Source organism: Pseudomonas sp. TMW 2.1634, from assembly GCF_001703595.1.
Taxonomy (GTDB): domain Bacteria; phylum Pseudomonadota; class Gammaproteobacteria; order Pseudomonadales; family Pseudomonadaceae; genus Aquipseudomonas; species Aquipseudomonas fragi.
Map to the genome: position 1 here is coordinate 3,948,485 of NZ_CP016849.1, position 21,051 is coordinate 3,969,535.

Consider the following 21,051-nt stretch of genomic DNA (forward strand, 5'->3'; position numbering starts at 1 on the left):
ATTGAGGGCTGCAACTGCGCATTTGTCGGGCCTGGGTACCAGCATGAGCCCCCCCGCAATTCTGGCAGCAGAGGAAGCTGGTTCCTCTGAAGTAGTGACGACGGGCATTGCCAGTCGGATTCTGAACCCAAGGTCGCCAGACTGGGAGCTAAAGGATCGCTGCGACTACTCCTCATCCCTTACCGAAAAGTCACGCGTCGGTCGTAAAGGGAGAACACACTGGCCCTTTCCAGGCCAATCAACTTTTGTGATTGGTGAGTAGGGCTTTCTCGGCTTTTCTGTGAAAAGCACCCCTTCATTTCACAAAAAAAATGGCCAAGCTTCCAATTTCACGGGGTCTGGCCTATCACCTATTTTGTGAACCTACATCCAGGTTTGACCCGCAGTACCAAAAAGGCCAACGCTTAGCGTTGGCCTTTTTTAATGGCTGAAAAATGACTATGGCGCCAGCAGCACCGCCCTCTCCTCGCGACACAACTCCAGTAAATAATCCCACACCACTCTCAACCTTACCGATTTGTGCAGTTCACGGCGGGTGCTGATCCAGTAGCTGCGCTGCACAGATTCGTCAGGTAATACGCGCACCAGGTCGGGGTCGTCAGCGGCCATGTAGTTAGGCAGCACGGCAATACCCAGCCCTGCTCGCGCGGCTTGTTGCTGGGCAATAACGCTGGTGCTGCGAAAGGTCACGGTCGGGGTGCGGCAGAAGGTGTTGAGAAACAGCAGTTCCTGACTGAATAACAGGTCGTCGACGTAGCCGATCCAGTAGTGGTTGGCCAGATCGTCGCGGCTGGTCAGAGGCGGTGCCTTGTCCAGATACAGACGGCTGGCGTAAAGCGCGAGTCGGTAGTCGGTGAGTTTGCGAGTTATCAACAGGTCGGCGTTGGGGCGGTCCAGGTGGATGCTGATTTCTGCCTCGCGATTGAGGATGCTGACAAAGCGCGGCACCGCGACCAGTTCCACTTCCAGCCCTGGATAACGTTCAAACAAGCCCCGCAGCCGAGGGGCGATAAACATGATGCCAATACCCTCGGTGACACCCAGGCGGATTTTGCCCAAGGGAGTGAGGGACTGGTTGATTTCTTCCTGGGCCAGCAATGCGACGTTTTCCATCGCTTCGGCGTGTTTGAGCAAGGCTTGCCCGGCGGGGGTCAGTTCGTAGCCCTGGGCATGCTGTACAAACAATGCTGCGCCCAAGTGCTGCTCGATGCTCTCGATATGTCGCGCCACGGTGCTGTGGGTGGTGTTCAGGCGCTTGGCGGCGGTCAGCAAGCGGCCGCTGCGCTGCAGCTCCAGGAAGTACCGCATGTCATTCCAGTCGAACATGATCAACTCCCCGAGTGCTACATCAGACGTGGCTTACGGCTGGCTGTGCAAAAACGCACATGGCATGGGTGAAATCTCGCGTTTGCAACACGAAAATAATCAATAGGATGGTGTAGGACAAGAACAATAAATAAAAGGCGCGAGGTGTTAAATGCCATCAGCCGATCAGGTGTATGACTATATTGTGGTGGGCGCCGGGCCGGCAGGCTCCGTGCTGGCGAATCGGCTGTCTGCCGATCCACGTCACAAAGTGTTGCTGCTCGAAGCGGGCGGGCAAGATAACTACCCGTGGATCCATATTCCGGTGGGCTACCTGTATTGCATTGGTAACCCGCGCACCGACTGGTGCTTCAAAACCGAGGCCCAGGCCGGCTTGCAAGGTCGCAGCCTGAGCTATCCGCGGGGCAAGGTGCTGGGCGGCTGTTCTTCCATCAACGGCATGATCTACATGCGCGGCCAGGCTGGTGATTACGACCGTTGGGCCGAGCAGGGCAATCCGGGCTGGGCCTGGAATGACGTGCTGCCACTGTTCAAGCGTAGTGAAAAACACTTTGCCGGCAACTCTGAACTGCATGGCAGCGAGGGGGAGTGGCGGGTCGAGCAACAGCGCTACTCATGGCCGATTCTGGACGCATTTCGTGACGCCGCCGCGCAAAGCGGGATTGCCACCGTCGATGATTTCAACGGTGGCGACAATCAGGGCTGTGGATACTTTCAAGTCAACCAGCGTGCCGGTGTGCGCTGGAATGCTTCCAAGGCTTTTCTGCGCCCGATACTCAAGCGCCCCAACCTGACTGTTCTGACCGATGTGCAAGTCGACAAGGTGCTGCTTGAAAACGGCCGGGCCACCCAGGTCAGTGCGCGCTGGCAAGGCGCACAGCAGGCCTTCACGGCGGGTCGCGAGATCATCCTGTGCGCTGGCGCCATCGGCTCGCCAGGGATCCTGCAGCGCTCGGGTATTGGCCCTCGGCCCCTGCTGGAAAGCCTGGGGATAACGGTGCAACACGAATTGCCCGGCGTAGGCGGTAACCTGCAGGACCATTTGCAACTGCGGCTGATCTTCAAGCTGACCAAGGCCCGCACCCTCAATCAGGTTGCCAACAGCCTGTGGGGCAAAGTCGGCATGGGCCTGCGATATGCCTATGACCGCAGTGGTCCATTGGCAATGGCGCCAAGCCAACTGGGTGCGTTCGTCAAATCCGATCCTGAGCAGCCCTCTGCCAACTTGCAGTACCACGTCCAGCCGCTGTCCCTTGAACGTTTTGGTGAACCGCTGCACACCTTCCCTGCCTTCACCGCTTCTGTGTGCAACCTGCGGCCAAAAAGCCGGGGGCGCGTGGATATCCGCTCGGCCAACCCGGATGACGCGCCGCTGATCGACCCCAATTACCTGAGCCACCCTGATGACCTGACAGTTGCAGCCGATGCCATCCGCCTGACCCGGCGCATCGTGGCCAGCGCAGCCTTGCAGGCCTTTACGCCCGAGGAATACCTGCCAGGCAAGGACCTGCAAACCGAGCAAGAGCTGTACGACGCCGCCGCCCGTATTGGTACGACGATATTTCACCCCGTGGGCACTTGTCGCATGGGCCATGACGTCGAAGCCGTGGTCGATGCGCAATTGCGTGTCCACGGCGTACCGGGTTTGCGGGTGGCGGACGCATCGATCATGCCGAGCATCGTGTCGGGCAATACCTGTTCGCCGACCCTGATGATTGGCGAAAAAGCCGCGCAGTTGATTCTGCAGTCAGCGCTTGATACCGCGCAGCACACTGCAGGGGTTAACCGCACGGCAGCAATACCGGTCGTCTGAGGGCGATCGTGGTCTCGGACGCAGTCACCCGAGACCGGCAGTGGACAACAACAATAATCACTGTGGCCCACAGGGCCGAGGACTTTGCACATGTCAGACGCAATTGCACACCAGGCGGCTACCGCCAAGGGAAGCACCGGGCGCGAAGAGCGCAAGATCATTTTTGCGTCATCCCTCGGGACGGTTTTCGAGTGGTATGACTTTTTCTTGTATGGCGCTTTGGCCACCGTGCTCAGCAAGCAGTTCTTTGCTGGAGTGAACGACACCACGGCGTTTATTTTTGCCTTGATGGCCTTTGCCGCCGGCTTTTTGGTCAGACCGTTCGGGGCACTGGTATTCGGCCGATTGGGTGACATGATCGGGCGCAAATACACCTTCCTCATGACCATCATTCTGATGGGTTTATCGACCTTTGCTGTCGGCCTGCTGCCGACCTATGCCAGCATCGGCATCGCGGCCCCTATCATGCTCGTGGTATTGCGCATGCTCCAGGGGCTGGCGCTGGGCGGTGAATATGGTGGCGCGGCCACTTATGTTGCGGAACACGCCGCCCCCGGCAAACGCGGTTTCAACACCAGCTGGATTCAGTCCACCGCCACCCTGGGCTTGTTGTTGTCGCTGCTGGTGGTTCTGAGTTGCCGCTACCTGACCGGCGACCAGTTTGAAGTCTGGGGCTGGCGCCTGCCGTTCCTGTTGTCCATCGTGCTGCTGGGCATCTCGACCTGGATCCGCATGAGCATGCACGAGTCGCCTGCTTTCGTAAAAATGAAGGCCGAAGGTAAAACCAGCAAGTCGCCGATCCGCGAATCGTTCGGTAAATGGGAAAACCTCAAGATCGTGCTGATTGCCCTGTTCGGTATCAACGCCGGGCAAGCGGTGACCTTTTATACCGCGCAGTTTTATGTGCTGTTTTTCCTGACACAGATGCTCAAGATGGACCCGGCCCAGGCGAACATGCTGCTGATTATCAGCGTGGTGATTGGTGCGCCGTTCTTTATTTTCTTCGGCTGGCTGTCTGACCGTGTGGGTCGCAAGCCGATCCTGATGCTGGGCCTGTTGCTGGCCACGGTGCTGTACTTTCCGCTGTTCAAAGCACTGAGCCATTACGCCAACCCGCAAATCGATACCGCCAGCCGCCAGTCACCGATTGTGGTGATGGCCGATCCGGCCACCTGCACCTTCCAGTTTGACCCGGTGGGCAAGGCGCGCTTTGACAGCCCGTGTGACAAGGTCAAAACCTTCCTGGTTAAACAGGGCTTGCCGTATACCTCGCAAGCGGCTGCACCCGGCACAGAAGTACAGGTATCGGTGGGTGAGCAGAAAATCAGCGGTTTTGACGAAGCGGCCATGCGCGCTGCAGTGACCGAGGCAGGCTACCCGGCCAAGGCAGACCCAAGTTCGGTGAACCAGCCGATGGTGGTGCTGATGATGGTACTGCTGACCCTGATTGCCACCATGACCTATGGCCCATTGGCTGCCGTGATGGTCGAGCTGTTCCCGACCCGTATCCGCTACACCTCGATGTCCCTGCCCTACCATATCGGTAACGGCTGGTTCGGTGGTTTCCTGCCCACCGTGTCGTTTGCGCTGGTGGTGTACACCGGGGATATCTTCTATGGCCTGTGGTACCCGGTGGTGATTACCGGGGTCAGCCTGGTGGTGGGTATGCTGTGCCTCAAGGAAACCAGGAACGTGGATATCAATAAAGTCTAAACAGCACGCCCCACAGCTTTGTATAAGACACAAAAAAACCGGCTGATATAAGCCGGTTTTTTTGTGTGCTTAGAAAAACTTATGCACGTTTTTTGGTGAAAAGTAACAGTCTGAAATAAGCATGCAAATCATAAGCTTACGTCTGTTTTTCAGCAAAAAACAAAAACTTGTGCACAAGTTATCCACATTTTCTTAGCTGCCAATCGTTTCAGCAGGTTCAGTCACTGGAGGCAGCGAACCCATGTCACGCTGAGCCTGTTCGTTCCAGGCCTGTACCCGGTCATTCAGCTCGGCAATGGCCCGTGGGCCTGTACCGTTGGCGTACATCGGTTCGCCAATCACCAGCTCAATGGTGCCGGGCTTTTTGGCCCAGCCGGTCTTTGGCCAGAACTTGCCCGCGTTGTGGGCAATCGGCAGTACCGGCAGCTCGGCGTTGACCGCCAGAGCCGTGCCACCCCGGGAAAACTTGCCCACCTGGCCAAAGGGCACGCGGGTGCCTTCCGGGAAGATCAGCACCCAGATGTTGTCCTTGAGCAGCTCATCACCCTTTTTGGCAATGTGCTTGAGCGCCGCCTTCGGGTTATCGCGGTCGATGGCAATCGGACGCAGCATCGCCATCGCCCAACCAAAGAAAGGCACATACAGCAGCTCACGCTTGAGCACCTGGCTTAACGGCTGAAAGTAGGCCGAGAGAAAAAATGTCTCCCAGGTACTTTGGTGGTTGGCCAGAATCACGCAGGGTCGTTGCGGGATGTTTTCCGCGCCCGTAACCCGCACGTCAATGTTCAGGAACACCCGTGTCAGCCACAGTGCGCAGCGGCACCAGTAAACGTTGATAAACCGGTAGCGCGCACGGAACGGCAAAAACGGAGCGACAAAAAAACTCAGCGAGCACCACAGCAGAGAGCTGGTGCCCAGCAGCAGGTAAAAGAAGAAGGTTCTGATGGCCTGCAGTATCGACATAGCGACTTTTACCGTTGCGGATAAAGCATCACCTGACAGGCCTGCGCACAGGGGGCAGGCTGGTGTTCGAAGATGCTCTATTTGTGGATAAGTTCTGCGGCAACTGCCGCCAGATCGTCAAATATTAGGGTATTAACCGGCAATGACTTGGCCAATGTTTGTAGGCCCTTTCCGGTTTTTACCAAAACTGGCTGAGAATCGACGGCTTGTGCAGCCTGCAAGTCACCCAAACTGTCACCTACGAACCAACATTGGGCCAAATCAGCGCCGTAATGCTTGGCAATCGTTTGCAACATGCCCGGTTTGGGCTTGCGGCACGCGCACCCCTCGTCGGGCCCGTGTGGGCAATAGACAATCAATCCGACCTCGCCACCCTGCTCGGCCACCAGCGCCCGTAAACGGGCGTGCATGGCGTCCAGGGTGGCGACATCATAGTAGCCGCGGGCAATGCCGGACTGGTTGGTCGCGATGGCGACCGTCCAGCCGGCCTTGCTCAACTGCGCAATGGCCTCAATCGCGCCGGGCAGTGGAATCCACTCCTCGACTGACTTGATGTAAGCGTCGGAGTCAAAATTGATCACCCCGTCCCGATCGAGAATCAGCAGTTTCAACGGCAACCCCTCAGCTCAGCAGTGAAATATCGGCAACGCCCAGGAACAGGCCACGCAGACGAGCCAGCAATGCGTAACGGTTAGCCCGCACGCTCGGGTCTTCTGCGTTGATCATCACGGCTTCGAAGAACGCATCCACTGGCTCGCGCAGCGAGGCCAGACGGGTCAGTGCTTCGTTGTACTGACGGGCAGCAGCCATTGGCTGTACGGCTTCGTCGGCCTTCTGGATAGCCGAGAACAGCGAGAACTCACAGGCATTGTCGAAATAACGGGCTTCAACGTGAGTCGAAACCGTGCCTTCAACCTTGCTCAACAGGTTCGATACACGCTTGTTCACGGCAGCCAGTGCAGCGGCCTCCGGCAATTGACGGAACGCTTGTACGGCTTGCACGCGCTGATCGAAGTCCAGTGCCGACGTCGGGTTGAGGGCACGCACCGAGAGGTAGGTGGCCACGTCCACGCCTTCATCTTCATAACGCGCACGCAGGCGGTCGAAGATGAATTCCAGTACCTGATCCGCCAGACCGGCCGACTTGATCTTGGCGCCGAAAGCGCTGACAGCGAACTTCACTGCTTCAGTCAGGTCGAGGTCGAGTTTCTTGTCGATCAGGATGCGCAGGATACCCAGCGCTGCACGACGCAGTGCGTACGGGTCTTTGCTGCCTGTAGGCAACATGCCAATGCCGAAAATGCCCACCAGGGTGTCGAGCTTGTCGGCGATGGCCACCGCAGCGCCGGTCAGGGTGCTTGGCAACTCGGCGCCAGCGCCACGCGGCATGTACTGCTCGTTCAATGCCAGTGCAACGTCTTCAGGCTCGCCGTCGTTCAGCGCGTAGTAGTAACCGGCAATGCCTTGCATCTCCGGGAACTCGCCGACCATTTCGGTCGCCAGGTCACACTTGGACAGCAAGCCGGCACGGGCTGCACGCGGTGCGTCGCCGCCAATGCGCGGGGCAATGAAGGCTGCCAGTTTCGAAACGCGCTCGGCCTTGTCGTAAACGCTGCCCAGTTGCGCCTGGAACACCACGTTTTGCAGGCGCAGGTTGAAACTTTCCAGCGTCTGTTTTTTGTCCTGCTTGAAGAAGAACTCGGCATCGGTCAGACGCGGGCGAACCACTTTCTCGTTACCCGAGATGATCTGCTGCGGGTCCTTGCTCTCGATGTTGGCCACGGTGATAAAGCGCGGCAGCAACTTGCCATCAACGTCCAGCAGGCAGAAATACTTCTGGTTGTCCTGCATGGTGGTGATCAGGGCTTCTTGCGGTACATCCAGGAAGCGCTCTTCAAACGAGCACACCAGCGGCACCGGCCATTCAACCAGCGCAGTCACTTCGTCGAGCAGGGCTGGTGGCACGATGGCAGTGCCTTCCTGCATGGTCGCCAGCTCGGCTACACGCTTGGAAATCAGTTCGCGACGCTCGTTGAAGTCGGCCAGCACATAGGCTTTGCGCAGGTCTTCGAGGTAGTTGGCGGGTGCGCTGATGCGCACGTTTTCCGGGTGGTGGAAACGGTGACCGCGGGATTCACGACCGGCTTTTTGCGCCAGGATCGTGCAATCAATCACTTCATCGCCCAGCAGCATGACCAGCCATTGGGTTGGACGCACGAACTCGACCTTGCGAGCACCCCAGCGCATGCGCTTGGGGATCGGCAGGTCGTTGAGCGAGTCTTCGACGATGGTCGGCAGCAGGCTGGCGGTCGGCTTGCCGACGATCACCTGGCTGAAGCGCAGTTTAGGGCCGCTCTGGTCGATTTCGCTCAGCTCAACGCCGCATTTTTTGGCAAAGCCAAGGGCTGCCTGGGTCGGGTTGCCTTCGGCATCGAAAGCGGCCTGGCGTGGCGGGCCATCGATATTGATGCTGCGGTCCGGCTGTTGGGTTTCCAGCTGGGTCAGCAGCACGGCCAGACGACGCGGTGCGGCGTAGACTTTTTTCGCGCTGAATTTCAGACCGGCTGTTTGCAGGCCTTTTTCAATCCCGGCGAGGAATGCATCGGCCAGGGTATTGAGGGCTTTTGGCGGCAGTTCTTCAGTGCCCAGTTCAACCAGAAAATCTTGAGCACTCATTGTACTGCCTCCAACTTGGCCAACACTTCATCACGCAAATCAGGTGGAGCCATCGGGAAGCCCAGCTTGGCGCGAGCTTCGAGATAGGCCTGAGCCACGGCACGGGCCAGGGTACGCACACGCAGGATGTACTGTTGGCGCGCCGTCACGGAAATCGCGCGACGGGCATCCAGCAGGTTGAAGGTGTGGGATGCCTTGAGCACCATCTCGTAGCTTGGCAACGGCAGCGGCTGGTCGAGTTCGATCAGGCGCTTGGCTTCGCTTTCGTAGAAATCGAACAATTCGAACAGTTTGTCGACGTTGGCGTGTTCGAAGTTGTAGGTCGACTGCTCGACTTCGTTCTGGTGGAACACGTCGCCGTAGGTCACTTTGCCGAACGGGCCGTCAGTCCATACCAGGTCGTAGACGGAATCCACGCCCTGCAGGTACATCGCCAGACGCTCAAGGCCGTAGGTGATTTCGCCGGTAACCGGGTAGCACTCAATGCCGCCTACTTGCTGGAAGTAGGTGAACTGGGTGACTTCCATGCCGTTGAGCCAAATTTCCCAGCCCAGACCCCAGGCGCCCAGTGTTGGCGATTCCCAGTTGTCTTCGACGAAACGGATATCGTGGACCAATGGGTCCAGGCCGATGTGTTTCAGCGAGCCCAGGTACAGTTCCTGGAAGTTTGGCGGGTTCGGCTTCAATACCACCTGGAACTGGTAGTAGTGCTGCAAACGGTTGGGGTTTTCGCCGTAGCGGCCGTCAGTCGGGCGACGACTGGGCTGCACATAAGCGGCGTTCCAGGTTTCCGGGCCCAGAGAGCGCAAAAACGTGGCGGTATGGAATGTGCCGGCGCCCACTTCCATATCGTAGGGCTGAAGCACCACACAACCTTGCTCGGCCCAGTATTGCTGGAGGGCGAGGATCAAGTCTTGGAAGGTACGCACTGCTGGCGTAGGCTGGCTCACAAATTCACCTGTTTCTTGGGCTGCGATTTAAAGAGCGGGAGTATACCCGATTCGGTCGCCCCTCTACCTCTCGGAGCCTATATGCCACGTTGCTTCTGGTGTTCAGAAGATCCGCTGTATGTCGCTTATCACGATCAAGAGTGGGGCGTGCCGCTGCGCGATGCGCATGGGCTGTTCGAGTTGTTATTGCTCGAAGGGTTCCAGGCGGGTTTGTCGTGGATCACGGTTTTAAAGAAGCGCGAGCACTATCGCAAGGTCATGTTTGGCTTTGATGTGCAGCGCCTGGCGGTCATGACGGACGCTGAAATCGAGGCATTGCTGCAAGACCCGGGGATTATCCGCAACCGTCTCAAGGTGGCCGGAGCACGGCGCAATGCCCAGGCCTGGCTGGCGCTGGACAACCCGGTGGAGTTCTTATGGTCGTTTGTGGGCGGCAAGCCGAAGATCAATCACTTTACCGAGCGCCATGAATTCCCGGCGGTAACGCCAGAGGCCGAAGCCATGAGCAAGGGCCTGAAAAAGGCGGGCTTTACGTTCGTCGGCCCGACCATTTGCTACGCCTTTATGCAGGCCAGCGGCATGGTCATGGACCACGCCACCACCTGCGACCGTTACGCCGAATTGGCAAACGGCGGTTAGAATACCGGCCAATTGCAAAATCTGATGTGGGAGCGGGCTTGCTCGCGATGTGGATTGGCGCGGTGTACCTGATACACCGTTGCGTCAGCATCGCGAGCAAGCCCGCTCCCACAGAGTCTGATTTCTGAATGAGAGAACCCTGTGGAAAAGTTTAAAGGCGCCTTGCTGGTCGGGGCTTTGCGGTTGTTTGCCATGCTCCCGTGGGGCGCGGTGCAGCGCGTGGGCTCGGCCATCGGCTGGCTGATGTGGAAGCTGCCCAATCGCTCACGCGATGTGGTGCGTATCAACCTGGCCAAGTGCTTCCCCGAAATGGACCCGGTCGCCCGCGAGCAACTGGTGGGCCAAAGCCTCAAGGACATCGGCAAAAGCCTGACCGAGAGCGCTTGCGCCTGGATCTGGCCAGCCCAGCGCTCGATTGACCTGGTGCGCGAAGTCGAAGGCCTGGACGTGCTCAAGGACGCTTTGGCTTCTGGCAAGGGCGTGGTCGGCATCACCAGCCACCTGGGCAACTGGGAAGTGCTTAACCACTTTTATTGCAGCCAGTGCAAACCGATCATCTTTTACCGTCCGCCCAAGCTCAAGGCTGTGGATGAGTTGCTGCAAAAGCAGCGGGTGCAACTGGGCAACCGTGTGGCTGCGTCGACCAAGGAAGGCATCCTGAGCGTTATCAAAGAAGTGCGCAAAGGTGGCCAGGTGGGCATTCCGGCAGATCCGGAGCCCGCTGAGTCGGCTGGGATTTTTGTGCCATTTCTAGGCACGATGGCCCTGACCAGCAAGTTTGTGCCCAATATGCTGGCGGGCGGCAAGGCGGTGGGGGTGTTCCTGCACGCACTGCGCCTGCCGGACGGGTCGGGGTTCAAAGTGATACTGGAAGCGGCGCCCGAAGAGATGTACAGCACTGACACGGCCACTTCGTGCGCGGCCATGAGCAAGGTGGTCGAGAAATATGTGCGGGCGTATCCGAGCCAGTACATGTGGAGCATGAAGCGCTTCAAGAAGCGTCCGCCGGGTGAGGCGCGCTGGTACTGAGGCCATATTCCCATTGTGGGGGCGGGCTTGTTGTGGGAGCGGGCTTGCCCGCGATGGGATCGCTGTGGTGCAACTGGAGTACTGCGGCGCCTGCATCGCGAGCAAGCCCGCTCCCACAGGGGGAGCCTTACGAGGTTTTATCCAGTTTCTTCAAAAACACGGTCATTTCTTTTTCGGCCTGCTTGTCGCCGTGGGCCTGCGCTGCAGCTATGCCCTGCTCCCACGCAGCCCGCGCTGCCGCTCGATCCCCCGCCGCCAATTGCGCCTTGCCCAGCAGCTTCCAGGCCGCCGAATACTTGGGATCAAACCCCACGCAGCGCTGCAGGTGTTCCGCCGCTTTGAGGTTATCCCCAAGGTCGAGGTAACCCTTGCCCAGGCCAAAGCGCAGCAATGAGTTATCCACACCCTTGGCGAGCATTTTTTCCAGTGATTCCAGCATCCGTGACTCCTTAGAAAAAACTCAAACCCACGTGGAACAGCTTCTCTACGTCGCGAATATGCTTTTTATCCACAAGGAACAGGATCACGTGATCGCCGGCATTGATCACAGTAGAGTCGTGGGCAATCAACACTTCTTCATCACGAATGATCGCGCCAATCGTGGTGCCCGGCGGCAAGTTGATTTCGCCGATGCTACGGCCGATGACCTTGCTCGACTTCGAATCGCCGTGGGCAATCGCCTCGATGGCCTCTGCCGCACCGCGGCGCAGTGAGTGCACGCTGACGATATCGCCACGGCGCACGTGGGCCAGCAAGGTGCCGATGGTGGCCAGCTGCGGGCTGATGGCGATATCGATTTCGCCACCCTGGATCAGGTCTACATAGGCCGGGTTGTTGATGATGGTCATCACCTTCTTCGCGCCCAGGCGTTTGGCCAGCAGCGAGGACATGATATTGGCCTCGTCATCGTTGGTCAGGGCCAGGAACACGTCGGCGTCGGCGATGTTCTCTTCGAGCATCAGGTCACGGTCCGAGGCGCTGCCTTGCAGCACCACCGTGCTGTCCAGGGTGTCGGACAGATAGCGGCAACGCGCCGGGCTCATCTCGATGATCTTGACCTGATAACGGCTTTCGATGGCCTCGGCCAGACGCTCGCCGATCTGCCCGCCGCCGGCAATGACAATGCGTTTGTAGCTTTCGTCGAGACGGCGCATTTCGCTCATGACAGCGCGAATATTGGCCTTGGCGGCGATGAAAAAGACTTCGTCGTCAGCCTCGATGATGGTATCGCCACGGGGGGTAATCGGCCGATCACGTCGGAAAATCGCCGCCACTCGTGTATCCACATTCGGCATGTGCTCGCGCAGCTGGCGCAATTGTTGGCCAATCAGCGGGCCACCGTAATACGCCTTGACCGCCACCAGCTGCGCCTTGCCTTCGGCAAAGTCGATCACCTGCAAGGCGCCGGGGTGTTCGATCAGGCGCTTGATGTAGTTGGTGACCACCTGCTCGGGGCTGATCAATACGTCGACCGGGATGGCGTCGTTATCGAACAGTTCTTCGCCGCGTGTCAGATAAGCCGCTTCCCGTACCCGGGCGATTTTGGTCGGGGTGTGAAACAGCGTGTAGGCCACCTGACAGGCGACCATATTGGTCTCGTCGCTGTTGGTCACGGCCACCAGCATGTCAGCGTCATCCGCACCTGCCTGGCGCAGTACATTGGGCAGCGAGGCGCGGCCCTGCACGGTGCGGATGTCGAGGCGATCACCGAGGTCGCGCAGGCGCTCACCGTCGGTGTCGACCACGGTGATGTCGTTGGCTTCGCTGGCCAGATGTTCGGCCAGCGTACCGCCGACCTGACCCGCGCCGAGGATGATGATTTTCATGCCTGCAATCCTTAATCCGTTAGCCGCGAGCGGCTGCGATCTTGATCAATTTGGCGTAATAAAAGCCATCGTGCCCGCCCTCTTGCGCCAGCAGTTGGCGCCCGTGAGGTTGCTTGATGCCGAACTGCCCGGCGATATCCAGCTCTCGGGCACCCGGTGTACGGGCCAGGAACGCTTCAATCACTTCGGTGTTTTCGGTTGGCAGCGTCGAGCAGGTGGCATAGAGCAAGATGCCACCAACTTCCAGGGTTGGCCACATCGCGTCCAGCAATTCGCCCTGCAAGGTGGCGAGTGCGGCAATGTCGTCCGGTTGGCGGGTCAGTTTAATGTCCGGATGACGACGGATAACGCCCGTTGCCGAGCAAGGCGCATCCAGCAATATGCGCTGGAACGGCTTGCCGTCCCACCAAGTGGCGGTGTCGCGGCCGTCAGCGGCGATCAGCTCGGCGCTCAGGCCCAGACGCTCGAGGTTTTCACGCACGCGCACCAGGCGTTTGGCTTCCAGGTCCACAGCTACCACGCCGGCCAGTTTGGGCTCGACTTCCAGGATGTGGCAGGTCTTGCCGCCGGGGGCGCAGCAGGCGTCGAGCACACGTTGGCCCGGGGCCAGGTCCAGCAGGTCGGCGGCCAGTTGCGCGGCTTCGTCCTGCACGCTGATCCAGCCTTCGGCAAAGCCCGGCAGGTTGCGCACATCGCAAGCCTCAGCCAGCACGATGCCATCCTGGCTAAAGGTGCAAGGCTGGGCTTCGATCCCGGCCTCGACCAGCAATTGCAGGTACGCATCGCGGCTGTGATGGCGACGGTTGACCCGCAAGATCATCGGCGGGTGAGCGTTGTTGGCCGCGCAAATGGCTTCCCACTGCTGTGGCCAAAAGGCCTTCAGGGATTTTTGTAGCCAGCGCGGGTGTGCAGTGCGCACGACCGGGTCATGCTCCAGCTCGGCCAGCAAGGCTTCGCTCTCGCGCTGAGCGTTGCGCAGCACGGCGTTGAGCAGGGCCTTGGCCCAGGGTTTTTTCAGCTTGTCGGCGCAACCGACGGTTTCGCCGATGGCCGCGTGAGCCGGAATGCGGGTGTAGAGCAGTTGGTACAAACCCACCAATAGCAGTGCTTCAACATCCGCGTCCGCAGCCTTGAAGGGTTTTTGCAGCAGCTTGTTGGCCAGCGCTGACAGGCGTGGTTGCCAGCGGGCTGTGCCGAAGGCCAGGTCCTGGGTCAGGCCGCGGTCACGCGCCTCAACCTTGTCCAGTTGCAGCGGCAACGAACTGTTGAGCGATGCCTTGCCGTTGAGCACGGCAGTCAGGGCTTTGGCGGCGGCCAGACGAGGATTCATTGTGCGGCACCCAATACTGTACCGACGGCAAACTTCTCACGACGGCTGTTGAAAAAATCGCTGAAGTTCAGCGCCTTGCCACCGGGCAATTGCAGACGGGTCAGGCACAAGGCGCCTTCACCGCAACCCACGATCAAGCCTTCCTTGCTGGCGGCGAGGATCTGCCCCGCAGGGCCTTGAGCGTCAGCCATGCCTGCGGCCAGCACTTTCAGGGCTTCGCCGTTGAGGGTGCTGTGGCAGATCGGCCACGGGTTAAAGGCGCGAATCAGGCGCTCCAGCTCAACCGCCGGGCGGCTCCAGTCGATACGCGCTTCGTCCTTGTTCAGCTTGTGGGCGTAGGTCGCCAGGCTGTCATCCTGCACTTCACCTTCAAGCGTTCCCGCCGCCAGACCGGCGATGGCCTGGATTACGGCCGGTGGGCCCAGTTCGGCGAGGCGGTCATGCAGGCTGCCACCGGTGTCATCGGCGGTGATTGCAGTCACGGTCTTGAGCAACATGGGGCCGGTGTCCAGGCCCGCCTCCATGCGCATTACGGTCACACCGCTTTCGCTGTCACCGGCTTCGATGGCGCGCTGGATCGGCGCCGCCCCGCGCCAGCGTGGCAGCAAGGACGCGTGGCTGTTGATGCAACCCAGGCGTGGAATATCCAGCACCACTTGCGGCAGGATCAGGCCGTACGCTACCACCACCATCAAGTCCGGCTTGAGTGCGGCCAGTTCAGCCTGGGCCTCGGGGGCGCGCAGGGTGGGTGGCTGCATCACCGGGATGTTGTGTTCCAGCGCAAGCTGCTTGACCGGGCTTGGCATCAGCTTTTGCCCGCGCCCTGCCGGACGGTCCGGTTGGGTGTAGACCGCGACGATCTCGTAAGGCGTGTTCAGCAGCGCCTTGAGATGTTCGGCGGCGAATTCTGGGGTGCCGGCAAAGACGATGCGCAATGGCTCAGTCATGGGTTACTCACTTGGAATGGGGGGCGCAGGAACTGGCGGCATTGAGCCAGCGAACGGACAGGCTGGCTCATTTCTAATGTGGGAGCGGGCTTGCTCGCGATGAGGGTTACCCGGTGTATCAGCAGGATCGCGTTGGCCCGATCGCGAGCAAGCCCGCTCCCACATCGGGTCACTGCATGTTCGAAAGTGTTAGCCGCTCGGTATGTCGATCAAGCGTTCTGGCGGTGCAGTTTTTCCAGCTTCTTCTTGATCCGGTCACGCTTGAGCGTAGACAGGTAATCGACGAACAGCTTGCCGTTGAGGTGGTCGCACTCATGCTGAATGCACACGGCCAACAGGCCTTCGGCGATCATTTCGAACGGCTTGCCGTCACGGTCCAGCGCCTTGATCTTGACGCGCTGCGGGCGATCAACGTTCTCGTAGTAACCCGGGACCGACAGGCAGCCTTCCTGGTACTGGCCCATCTCGTCGGAGAGGATCTCGAACTCGGGGTTGATAAACACCATCGGTTCGCTGCGGTCTTCGCTCAGGTCCATGACCACGATGCGTTTGTGTACGTTGACCTGTGTGGCGGCCAGGCCGATGCCCGGCGCCTCGTACATGGTTTCAAACATGTCATCGATCAACTGACGGACTTCGTCGTCCACAACCGCCACGGGTTTGGCGATGGTACGCAGACGCGAGTCTGGGAATTCGAGGATGTTCAAAATAGCCATAAGTTTGATTGGTGCACTGTGTGAAAGATTCAAAAACGGTTGTCAGGTGGGTCCGGTGGACTCGAGCAACCTGTGCAAAACGTCTCCTTCAGAGAGAGCCCGCTCGGGCTCAGGCGTTTCACGCGAGTACACATAATAAAGGGATTCACCCGCGGATGAAACGACTAGCTGCCGGGCTGCACACGGCATGTCTTAATTTGAAACCAACGCGCCCGGCCTATGGGTGACGTTCAACTAATGTTGGGTTTGAAGCTGGCGTTTCAAGTTTTGCCGGGGCACTCAATCCAGCCCTTTTCATGATTTGCCAAACAACTTGTCAACAGACTTATCCACAGCTTGTTCCTTACAGCTAGATGGAATAATCGATCAAGGATGATCCTATGCCACCGTCAGAAATATCCCCAGCAGAGCTGGAGGCCCGCTTGCGTTTGCACCGCTTGCCCGACGTCGGGCCACGGCGCTACTACAGCCTGTTCAGCGCCTTTGGCTCGGCCAGCTCTGCTCTTAGCGCGCCTGCCAGTGCCTGGCGCGCCCTGGGGCTGCCCGAGGCCTGCGCCCAGGCGCGGCGCAGCCCTGAAGTTCGCGAGGGTGCCAGCGCTGCATTGCGCTGGCTTGAGCGCTCCAGACACCATGTGCTGCTGCATGACCAGGCCGCTTACCCGGCGTTGTTGAGTGAGCTGAGCGATGCCCCGCCGCTGTTGTTCGTGGCGGGCGAGCCATCGATCCTGGAAAAGCCGCAGCTGGCGATGGTCGGTAGCCGACGCGCCTCAAGGCCAGGGCTGGACACCGCCACAGCCTTTTCCCGCAGCCTGGCAGGCGCAGGTTTTGTGATTACCAGCGGGCTGGCGCTGGGCATTGATGGCGCGGCGCACCAGGCTGCCCTGGACGTTGGCGGGCAGACGGTGGGGGTGCTGGGCACAGGTCTGGAAAAACTTTATCCACAGCGCCATCGCGCCCTGGCAGACGCCATGATTCACGGCGCTGGCGCGGTGGTTTCGGAGTTTCCCCTGGACGCCGGGCCGCAAGCCGCCAACTTCCCCCGGCGTAACCGCATCATCAGCGGTTTGTCCCTTGGCGTGCTGGTGGTCGAGGCCAGCGTGTCCAGCGGATCGCTGATTACTGCCCGGCTCGCCGCCGAGCAGGGGCGCGAGGTCTACGCCATGCCCGGTTCCATCCATCACCCGGGGGCGCGTGGCTGCCATCAACTGATCCGTGATGGCGCTACGCTTGTCGAAACCGTCGAGCACATCCTTGAAGGCTTGCGGGGTTGGCGCTCGATGCCGATATCCACAGCACAAACGCTTACACCAAGCTGTCATCCATTAGTGCAATTGTTGCAGGCAGCGCCTTGCACCAGCGAAGCGCTGGTCAACGCCAGTGGTTGGGATCTGCCCCGATTGCTGGCCACTTTGACCGAGCTTGAACTGGCGGGGCACGTTGTACTCGAGGGTGGGCGTTGGTTTGCTCGCGCCAGCTAAGTACACTGCGCGCAGCATATATCTGGAGACATTCAATGATCAGCACCTGGCGCGTCCAACAAGCTGCAAGAGCCATTCGCGCAGGCGCGGTGATTGCCTATCCAACCGAGGCAGTCTGGGGTTTGGGTTGCGACCCTTGGGATGAGGAAGCGGTCGAGCGGTTGCTGGCGATCAAGTCGCGGCCTGTGGATAAAGGCCTGATTGTGGTGGCAGACAACATCCACCAATTCGACTTTCTGTTTGAAGACTTCCCCCAGGAATGGATCGACCGTATGGCCAGCACCTGGCCGGGGCCGAACACCTGGCTGGTGCCACATCAGGGCTTGTTGCCCGAGTGGATCACCGGGGTACACGACACGGTGGCGCTGCGGGTAAGCGATCACCCACTGGTACGCGAGCTGTGCGCGCTGGTGGGGCCGATCGTATCCACCTCCGCCAACCCGGCGGGCTTACCGGCGGCGCGTACGCGATTGAAGGTCGAGCAGTATTTCCGCGGGCAAATCGACCATGTATTGGGCGGCAACCTGGGCGGGCGCAAAAACCCGAGCCTGATCCGCGATCTGGCGACCGGCAAAGTGGTACGCCCGGCGTAGTGGTGGGAGCGGGCTTGCTCGCGATGGGACCGCCGCGGTGTATCAGGTACACCACAGCGATCTCATCGCGAGCAAGCCCGCTCCCACAGGGGGACATTTGTTTTAAGGCAACAAAATCGTCGATCCCGTGGTTCGGCGTGCCGACAGTTCTGTCTGCGCCTTGGCCGCATCAGCCAGCGCAAACCGCTGACTGATATCAACCTGGATGGCGCCGCTGCGGATCATCGCAAACAGCTCATCGGCCATCGCTTGCAGGTTTTCGGCGCTATTGGCGTAGGACGCCAGTGTCGGCCGAGTCACATACAGCGAACCCTTCTGCGACAAAATCCCCAGATTGACCCCTGTTACCGCGCCCGACGCATTGCCAAAGCTGACCATCAGCCCCCGTGGCGCCACGCAGTCCAATGACGTTAACCAGGTGTCCTTGCCTACACCGTCGTAAACCACCGGGCACTTCTTGCCGTCGGTCAATTCCAGTACACGCTTGGCTACATCCTCGTGGCTGTAGTCGATGGTTGCCCATGCGCCCAGGGCCTTGGCGTGTGCGGCTTTTTCGGCCGAGCTGACCGTGCCGATCAGTTTTACATCCAAGGCTTTTGCCCACTGACAGGCAATCGAGCCGACGCCCCCTGCCGCAGCGTGGAACAGGATGGTTTCACCCCCTTTGAGTTCATAAGTCTGACGCAGCAGGTACTGGGTTGTCAGGCCCTTGAGCATCACGGCGGCGGCTTGCTCGAAGGAAATATCCTCGGGCAGCTTCACCACATTGGCTGCGGGCAATACATGCAACTGGCTGTACGCCCCCAGCGGTCCGGTGCCATAGGCCACGCGGTCGCCCACCTTGACATTGCGCACCTCGCTGCCCACGGCATCGACAACCCCCGCCCCTTCATTGCCCAGCCCGGACGGCAGCTCAGGCAACGGGTACAAGCCGCCGCGGTAATAGGTATCGATGAAATTCAGGCCGATGGCCTGGTTGCGTACCCGCACCTGCTGCGGGCCCGGTTCGGCGGGTTGGTAGTCGACATACTCAAGTACTTCGGGGCCGCCGTGGGCCCGAAACTGGATACGCTTTGCCATCTGCACTGTCCTCGCTCATTTCACGAAGCCACCATCCAACGCCTAAGCGTGATCTTCGTCAACTGCGGCGAAGCTGGGTGCGGTGTTATGCTAGCGGCCCTTTGCCGCCGGCCCCGCACGCCGCGTCGCTTTGCCCGATTTAAGGTGATGTCATGACTACTCGCACCGAGGCTGTAAAAGCCTACCTGCTCGACCTTCAAGACCGCATTTGCAACGCACTGCAAGCGGAAGACGGCGGCACGCAATTCGTTGAAGACGCCTGGCAACGTCCGGCGGGCGGTGGCGGTCGTACACGAGTGATCGAAAACGGCCACGTCATCGAGAAAGGTGGCGTTAACTTTTCCCACGTATTTGGCAGCGGCTTGCCGCCATCCGCCAGCGCCCACCGTCCTGAACTGGCGGGCCGTGGCTTTGAGGCGCTGGGCGTGTCGCTGGTGATCCACCCGCACAACCCCCATGTACCAACGTCCCACGCCAACGTGCGTTTTTTCATCGCCGAAAAAGAAGGTGAAGAGCCGGTCTGGTGGTTCGGTGGCGGCTTTGACCTCACCCCTTACTATGGTGTTGAAGAAGACTGCATACACTGGCACCGCGTGGCCGAGCAGGCCTGCGCACCATTCGGTGCCGATGTGTACCCGCGCTACAAGGCCTGGTGCGACACTTACTTCCATATCAAGCATCGCAACGAGCCGCGCGGTATCGGCGGCCTGTTTTTCGATGACCTGAACGAGTGGGATTTCGACACCTGCTTTGCGTTTATTCGCGCCATTGGCGATGCTTATATCGACGCCTACCTGCCGATTGTTCAACGCCGTAAAAACGACGAATACACCGCCCAGCAGCGAGAATTCCAGGAATTCCGCCGGGGTCGTTACGTCGAATTCAACCTCGTCTATGACCGTGGCACCCTGTTTGGCCTGCAATCGGGCGGTCGTACAGAATCGATCCTCATGTCCCTGCCACCGCAAGTGCGCTGGGCCTACGACTGGAAAGCCGAGCCGGGTAGCCCGGAAGCGCGTCTGACGGATTACTTCCTGCAAGACCGCGACTGGTTGGCCAACGCCTGACACTGCCCGAGGAGCTTGCCTGATGGACCGTTACGTTGTTTTTGGTAACCCGATTGCCCACAGCAAATCCCCGGTGTTGCATCGCCTGTTTGCCGAACAAACCGGCCAGGCCATGCAGTACGACACCTTGCTGGCGCCGCTGGATGATTTTGCCGGCTGCGCGACGGAGTTTTTCCTGCAGGGGCGTGGCGCCAATGTGACAGTGCCCTTCAAGGAAGACGCCTACCGCCTGGCCGACCGCCTGACCGCACGGGCGCAACGGGCAGGTGCGGTCAACACCCTGAGCAAACTGGCCGATGGCAGCTTGCTGGGGGACAACACCGATGGTGCGGGGCTGGTGCGCGACCTGACGGTCAATGCCGGTTTCAGCCTCAAGGGTAAACGCATCCTCGTGCTGGGCGCGGGCGGTGCGGTGCGGGGTGCGCTGGAGCCGCTGCTGGCTGAAGGGCCGGCCGCGGTGACTATCGCCAACCGCACCGTTGAAAAAGCCGAGTTGCTGGCCGAGTTGTTCAGCGACCTGGGCCCGGTGGCGGCCAGCGGTTTTGACTGGCTGCACGAGCCGGTCGACCTGATTATCAACGCCACCTCGGCCAGCCTGAGCGGCGAACTGCCACCCATTGCCAGCAGCTTGATCGAGCCGGGCAAGACCCTGTGCTACGACATGATGTACGGTAAGGAGCCGACGCCGTTTTGCGTGTGGGCCAGCGGGCATGGCGCGGGTCAGGTGATGGATGGTTTGGGCATGCTGGCCGAACAGGCCGGCGAAGCGTTCTACCTGTGGCGCGGGGTGCGGCCAGACACGGCCCCCGCGCTGGCTGAGTTGCGGCGATTGCTGGCGCTTTAAGGCACACCCTCACCCCAGCCCTCTCCCTCCGGGAGTGGGCTGGGGTGAGGGCATTTTCAAC

19 protein-coding genes are annotated in these 21,051 nt (G+C 59.9%); 8 read left to right on the forward strand and 11 right to left on the reverse strand.

Translation table 11 applies throughout. From position 1 onward, the window contains the following. Window positions 1-438: 438 nt before the first annotated feature. The gene (locus BFC21_RS18635; RefSeq protein WP_029611652.1) at window positions 439-1,326 is read right to left on the reverse strand and encodes a LysR family transcriptional regulator; all 888 of its coding nucleotides are present in this window, start codon (window positions 1,324-1,326) and stop codon (window positions 439-441) included. Window positions 1,327-1,477: 151 nt separating this feature from the next. Between BFC21_RS18635 and BFC21_RS18640 the strand changes: the two genes are divergently transcribed. Then, entirely contained in the window at window positions 1,478-3,139 is a 1,662-nt protein-coding gene (locus BFC21_RS18640) for a GMC family oxidoreductase (protein ID WP_088378589.1), read from the forward strand. A 90-nt stretch (window positions 3,140-3,229) separates the two neighbouring features. Continuing rightward, a complete protein-coding gene (locus tag BFC21_RS18645; RefSeq protein WP_088378590.1) occupies window positions 3,230-4,852 on the forward strand; it encodes an MFS transporter in 1,623 nt (540 codons plus the stop codon). A 192-nt stretch (window positions 4,853-5,044) separates the two neighbouring features. Here BFC21_RS18645 and BFC21_RS18650 read toward each other — a convergent pair whose 3' ends face one another. The 4 genes from BFC21_RS18650 to glyQ all read right to left on the reverse strand — a co-directional run bounded on the left by BFC21_RS18650 (window position 5,045) and on the right by glyQ (window position 9,441). Further along, window positions 5,045-5,815: a 1-acyl-sn-glycerol-3-phosphate acyltransferase gene (locus BFC21_RS18650; protein WP_088378591.1), complete on the reverse strand. Its 771-nt coding sequence runs from the start codon at window positions 5,813-5,815 to the stop codon at window positions 5,045-5,047. 77 nt (window positions 5,816-5,892) lie between these two features. Continuing rightward, window positions 5,893-6,432 (reverse strand): D-glycero-beta-D-manno-heptose 1,7-bisphosphate 7-phosphatase, encoded by a 540-nt coding sequence (gmhB, locus tag BFC21_RS18655; RefSeq protein ID WP_016782856.1) that lies wholly within the window; start codon window positions 6,430-6,432, stop codon window positions 5,893-5,895. Between the two features lie 4 nt (window positions 6,433-6,436). After that, the gene (gene glyS, locus BFC21_RS18660; protein ID WP_095004029.1) at window positions 6,437-8,491 is read right to left on the reverse strand and encodes a glycine--tRNA ligase subunit beta; all 2,055 of its coding nucleotides are present in this window, start codon (window positions 8,489-8,491) and stop codon (window positions 6,437-6,439) included. Next, window positions 8,488-9,441 (reverse strand): glycine--tRNA ligase subunit alpha, encoded by a 954-nt coding sequence (gene glyQ, locus BFC21_RS18665; RefSeq protein ID WP_029611650.1) that lies wholly within the window; start codon window positions 9,439-9,441, stop codon window positions 8,488-8,490. Before glyQ ends, glyS begins: the two co-directional genes overlap by 4 nt. Before the next feature lie 81 nt (window positions 9,442-9,522). Between glyQ and BFC21_RS18670 the strand changes: the two genes are divergently transcribed. After that, window positions 9,523-10,080, forward strand: a complete 558-nt coding sequence (locus BFC21_RS18670; RefSeq protein ID WP_088378593.1) for a DNA-3-methyladenine glycosylase I — start codon at window positions 9,523-9,525, stop codon at window positions 10,078-10,080. Between the two features lie 141 nt (window positions 10,081-10,221). After that, complete coding sequence (locus tag BFC21_RS18675; protein ID WP_016782851.1) at window positions 10,222-11,109, forward strand: lysophospholipid acyltransferase; 888 nt, start codon at window positions 10,222-10,224, stop codon at window positions 11,107-11,109. A 127-nt stretch (window positions 11,110-11,236) separates the two neighbouring features. Here the strand turns inward: BFC21_RS18675 and BFC21_RS18680 are convergent, their stop codons facing one another. From BFC21_RS18680 to def, 5 genes are all read right to left on the reverse strand, one after another. After that, a complete protein-coding gene (locus tag BFC21_RS18680; protein WP_088378594.1) occupies window positions 11,237-11,548 on the reverse strand; it encodes a tetratricopeptide repeat protein in 312 nt (103 codons plus the stop codon). A 10-nt stretch (window positions 11,549-11,558) separates the two neighbouring features. Beyond that, entirely contained in the window at window positions 11,559-12,944 is a 1,386-nt protein-coding gene (trkA, locus tag BFC21_RS18685) for a Trk system potassium transporter TrkA (protein ID WP_324187942.1), read from the reverse strand. Window positions 12,945-12,954: 10 nt separating this feature from the next. Beyond that, on the reverse strand, window positions 12,955-14,265 hold the full coding sequence (gene rsmB, locus BFC21_RS18690; protein WP_086795568.1) for a 16S rRNA (cytosine(967)-C(5))-methyltransferase RsmB: 1,311 nt from the start codon (window positions 14,263-14,265) through the stop codon (window positions 12,955-12,957). Further along, the gene (gene fmt, locus BFC21_RS18695; protein ID WP_120266422.1) at window positions 14,262-15,212 is read right to left on the reverse strand and encodes a methionyl-tRNA formyltransferase; all 951 of its coding nucleotides are present in this window, start codon (window positions 15,210-15,212) and stop codon (window positions 14,262-14,264) included. The genes rsmB and fmt overlap by 4 nt, the downstream gene beginning before the upstream one ends. Window positions 15,213-15,421: 209 nt before the next feature. After that, on the reverse strand, window positions 15,422-15,928 hold the full coding sequence (def, locus tag BFC21_RS18700; protein WP_016782844.1) for a peptide deformylase: 507 nt from the start codon (window positions 15,926-15,928) through the stop codon (window positions 15,422-15,424). A 380-nt stretch (window positions 15,929-16,308) separates the two neighbouring features. Between def and dprA the strand changes: the two genes are divergently transcribed. Together dprA and BFC21_RS18710 are read left to right on the forward strand one after the other, a co-directional pair. Next, window positions 16,309-17,406, forward strand: coding sequence for a DNA-processing protein DprA (gene dprA, locus BFC21_RS18705; RefSeq protein WP_088378596.1), 1,098 nt, complete (start codon window positions 16,309-16,311; stop codon window positions 17,404-17,406). Window positions 17,407-17,441: 35 nt separating this feature from the next. Beyond that, window positions 17,442-17,999 carry an L-threonylcarbamoyladenylate synthase gene (locus BFC21_RS18710; protein WP_088378597.1) on the forward strand — a complete coding sequence of 186 codons (558 nt, stop codon included), beginning with the start codon at window positions 17,442-17,444 and terminating at the stop codon, window positions 17,997-17,999. Between the two features lie 102 nt (window positions 18,000-18,101). On the opposite strand, the gene BFC21_RS18715 is transcribed toward BFC21_RS18710, so the two are convergent. Beyond that, window positions 18,102-19,079, reverse strand: a complete 978-nt coding sequence (locus tag BFC21_RS18715) for an NADPH:quinone reductase (RefSeq protein WP_088379554.1) — start codon at window positions 19,077-19,079, stop codon at window positions 18,102-18,104. A 152-nt stretch (window positions 19,080-19,231) separates the two neighbouring features. On the opposite strand from BFC21_RS18715, the gene hemF reads away from it, so the two are divergent. After that, window positions 19,232-20,146, forward strand: coding sequence for an oxygen-dependent coproporphyrinogen oxidase (gene hemF, locus BFC21_RS18720; RefSeq protein ID WP_016782840.1), 915 nt, complete (start codon window positions 19,232-19,234; stop codon window positions 20,144-20,146). Window positions 20,147-20,168: 22 nt separating this feature from the next. After that, window positions 20,169-20,990 carry a shikimate dehydrogenase gene (gene aroE, locus BFC21_RS18725; protein ID WP_120266423.1) on the forward strand — a complete coding sequence of 274 codons (822 nt, stop codon included), beginning with the start codon at window positions 20,169-20,171 and terminating at the stop codon, window positions 20,988-20,990. The last annotated feature ends 61 nt before the right edge of the window (window positions 20,991-21,051 follow it).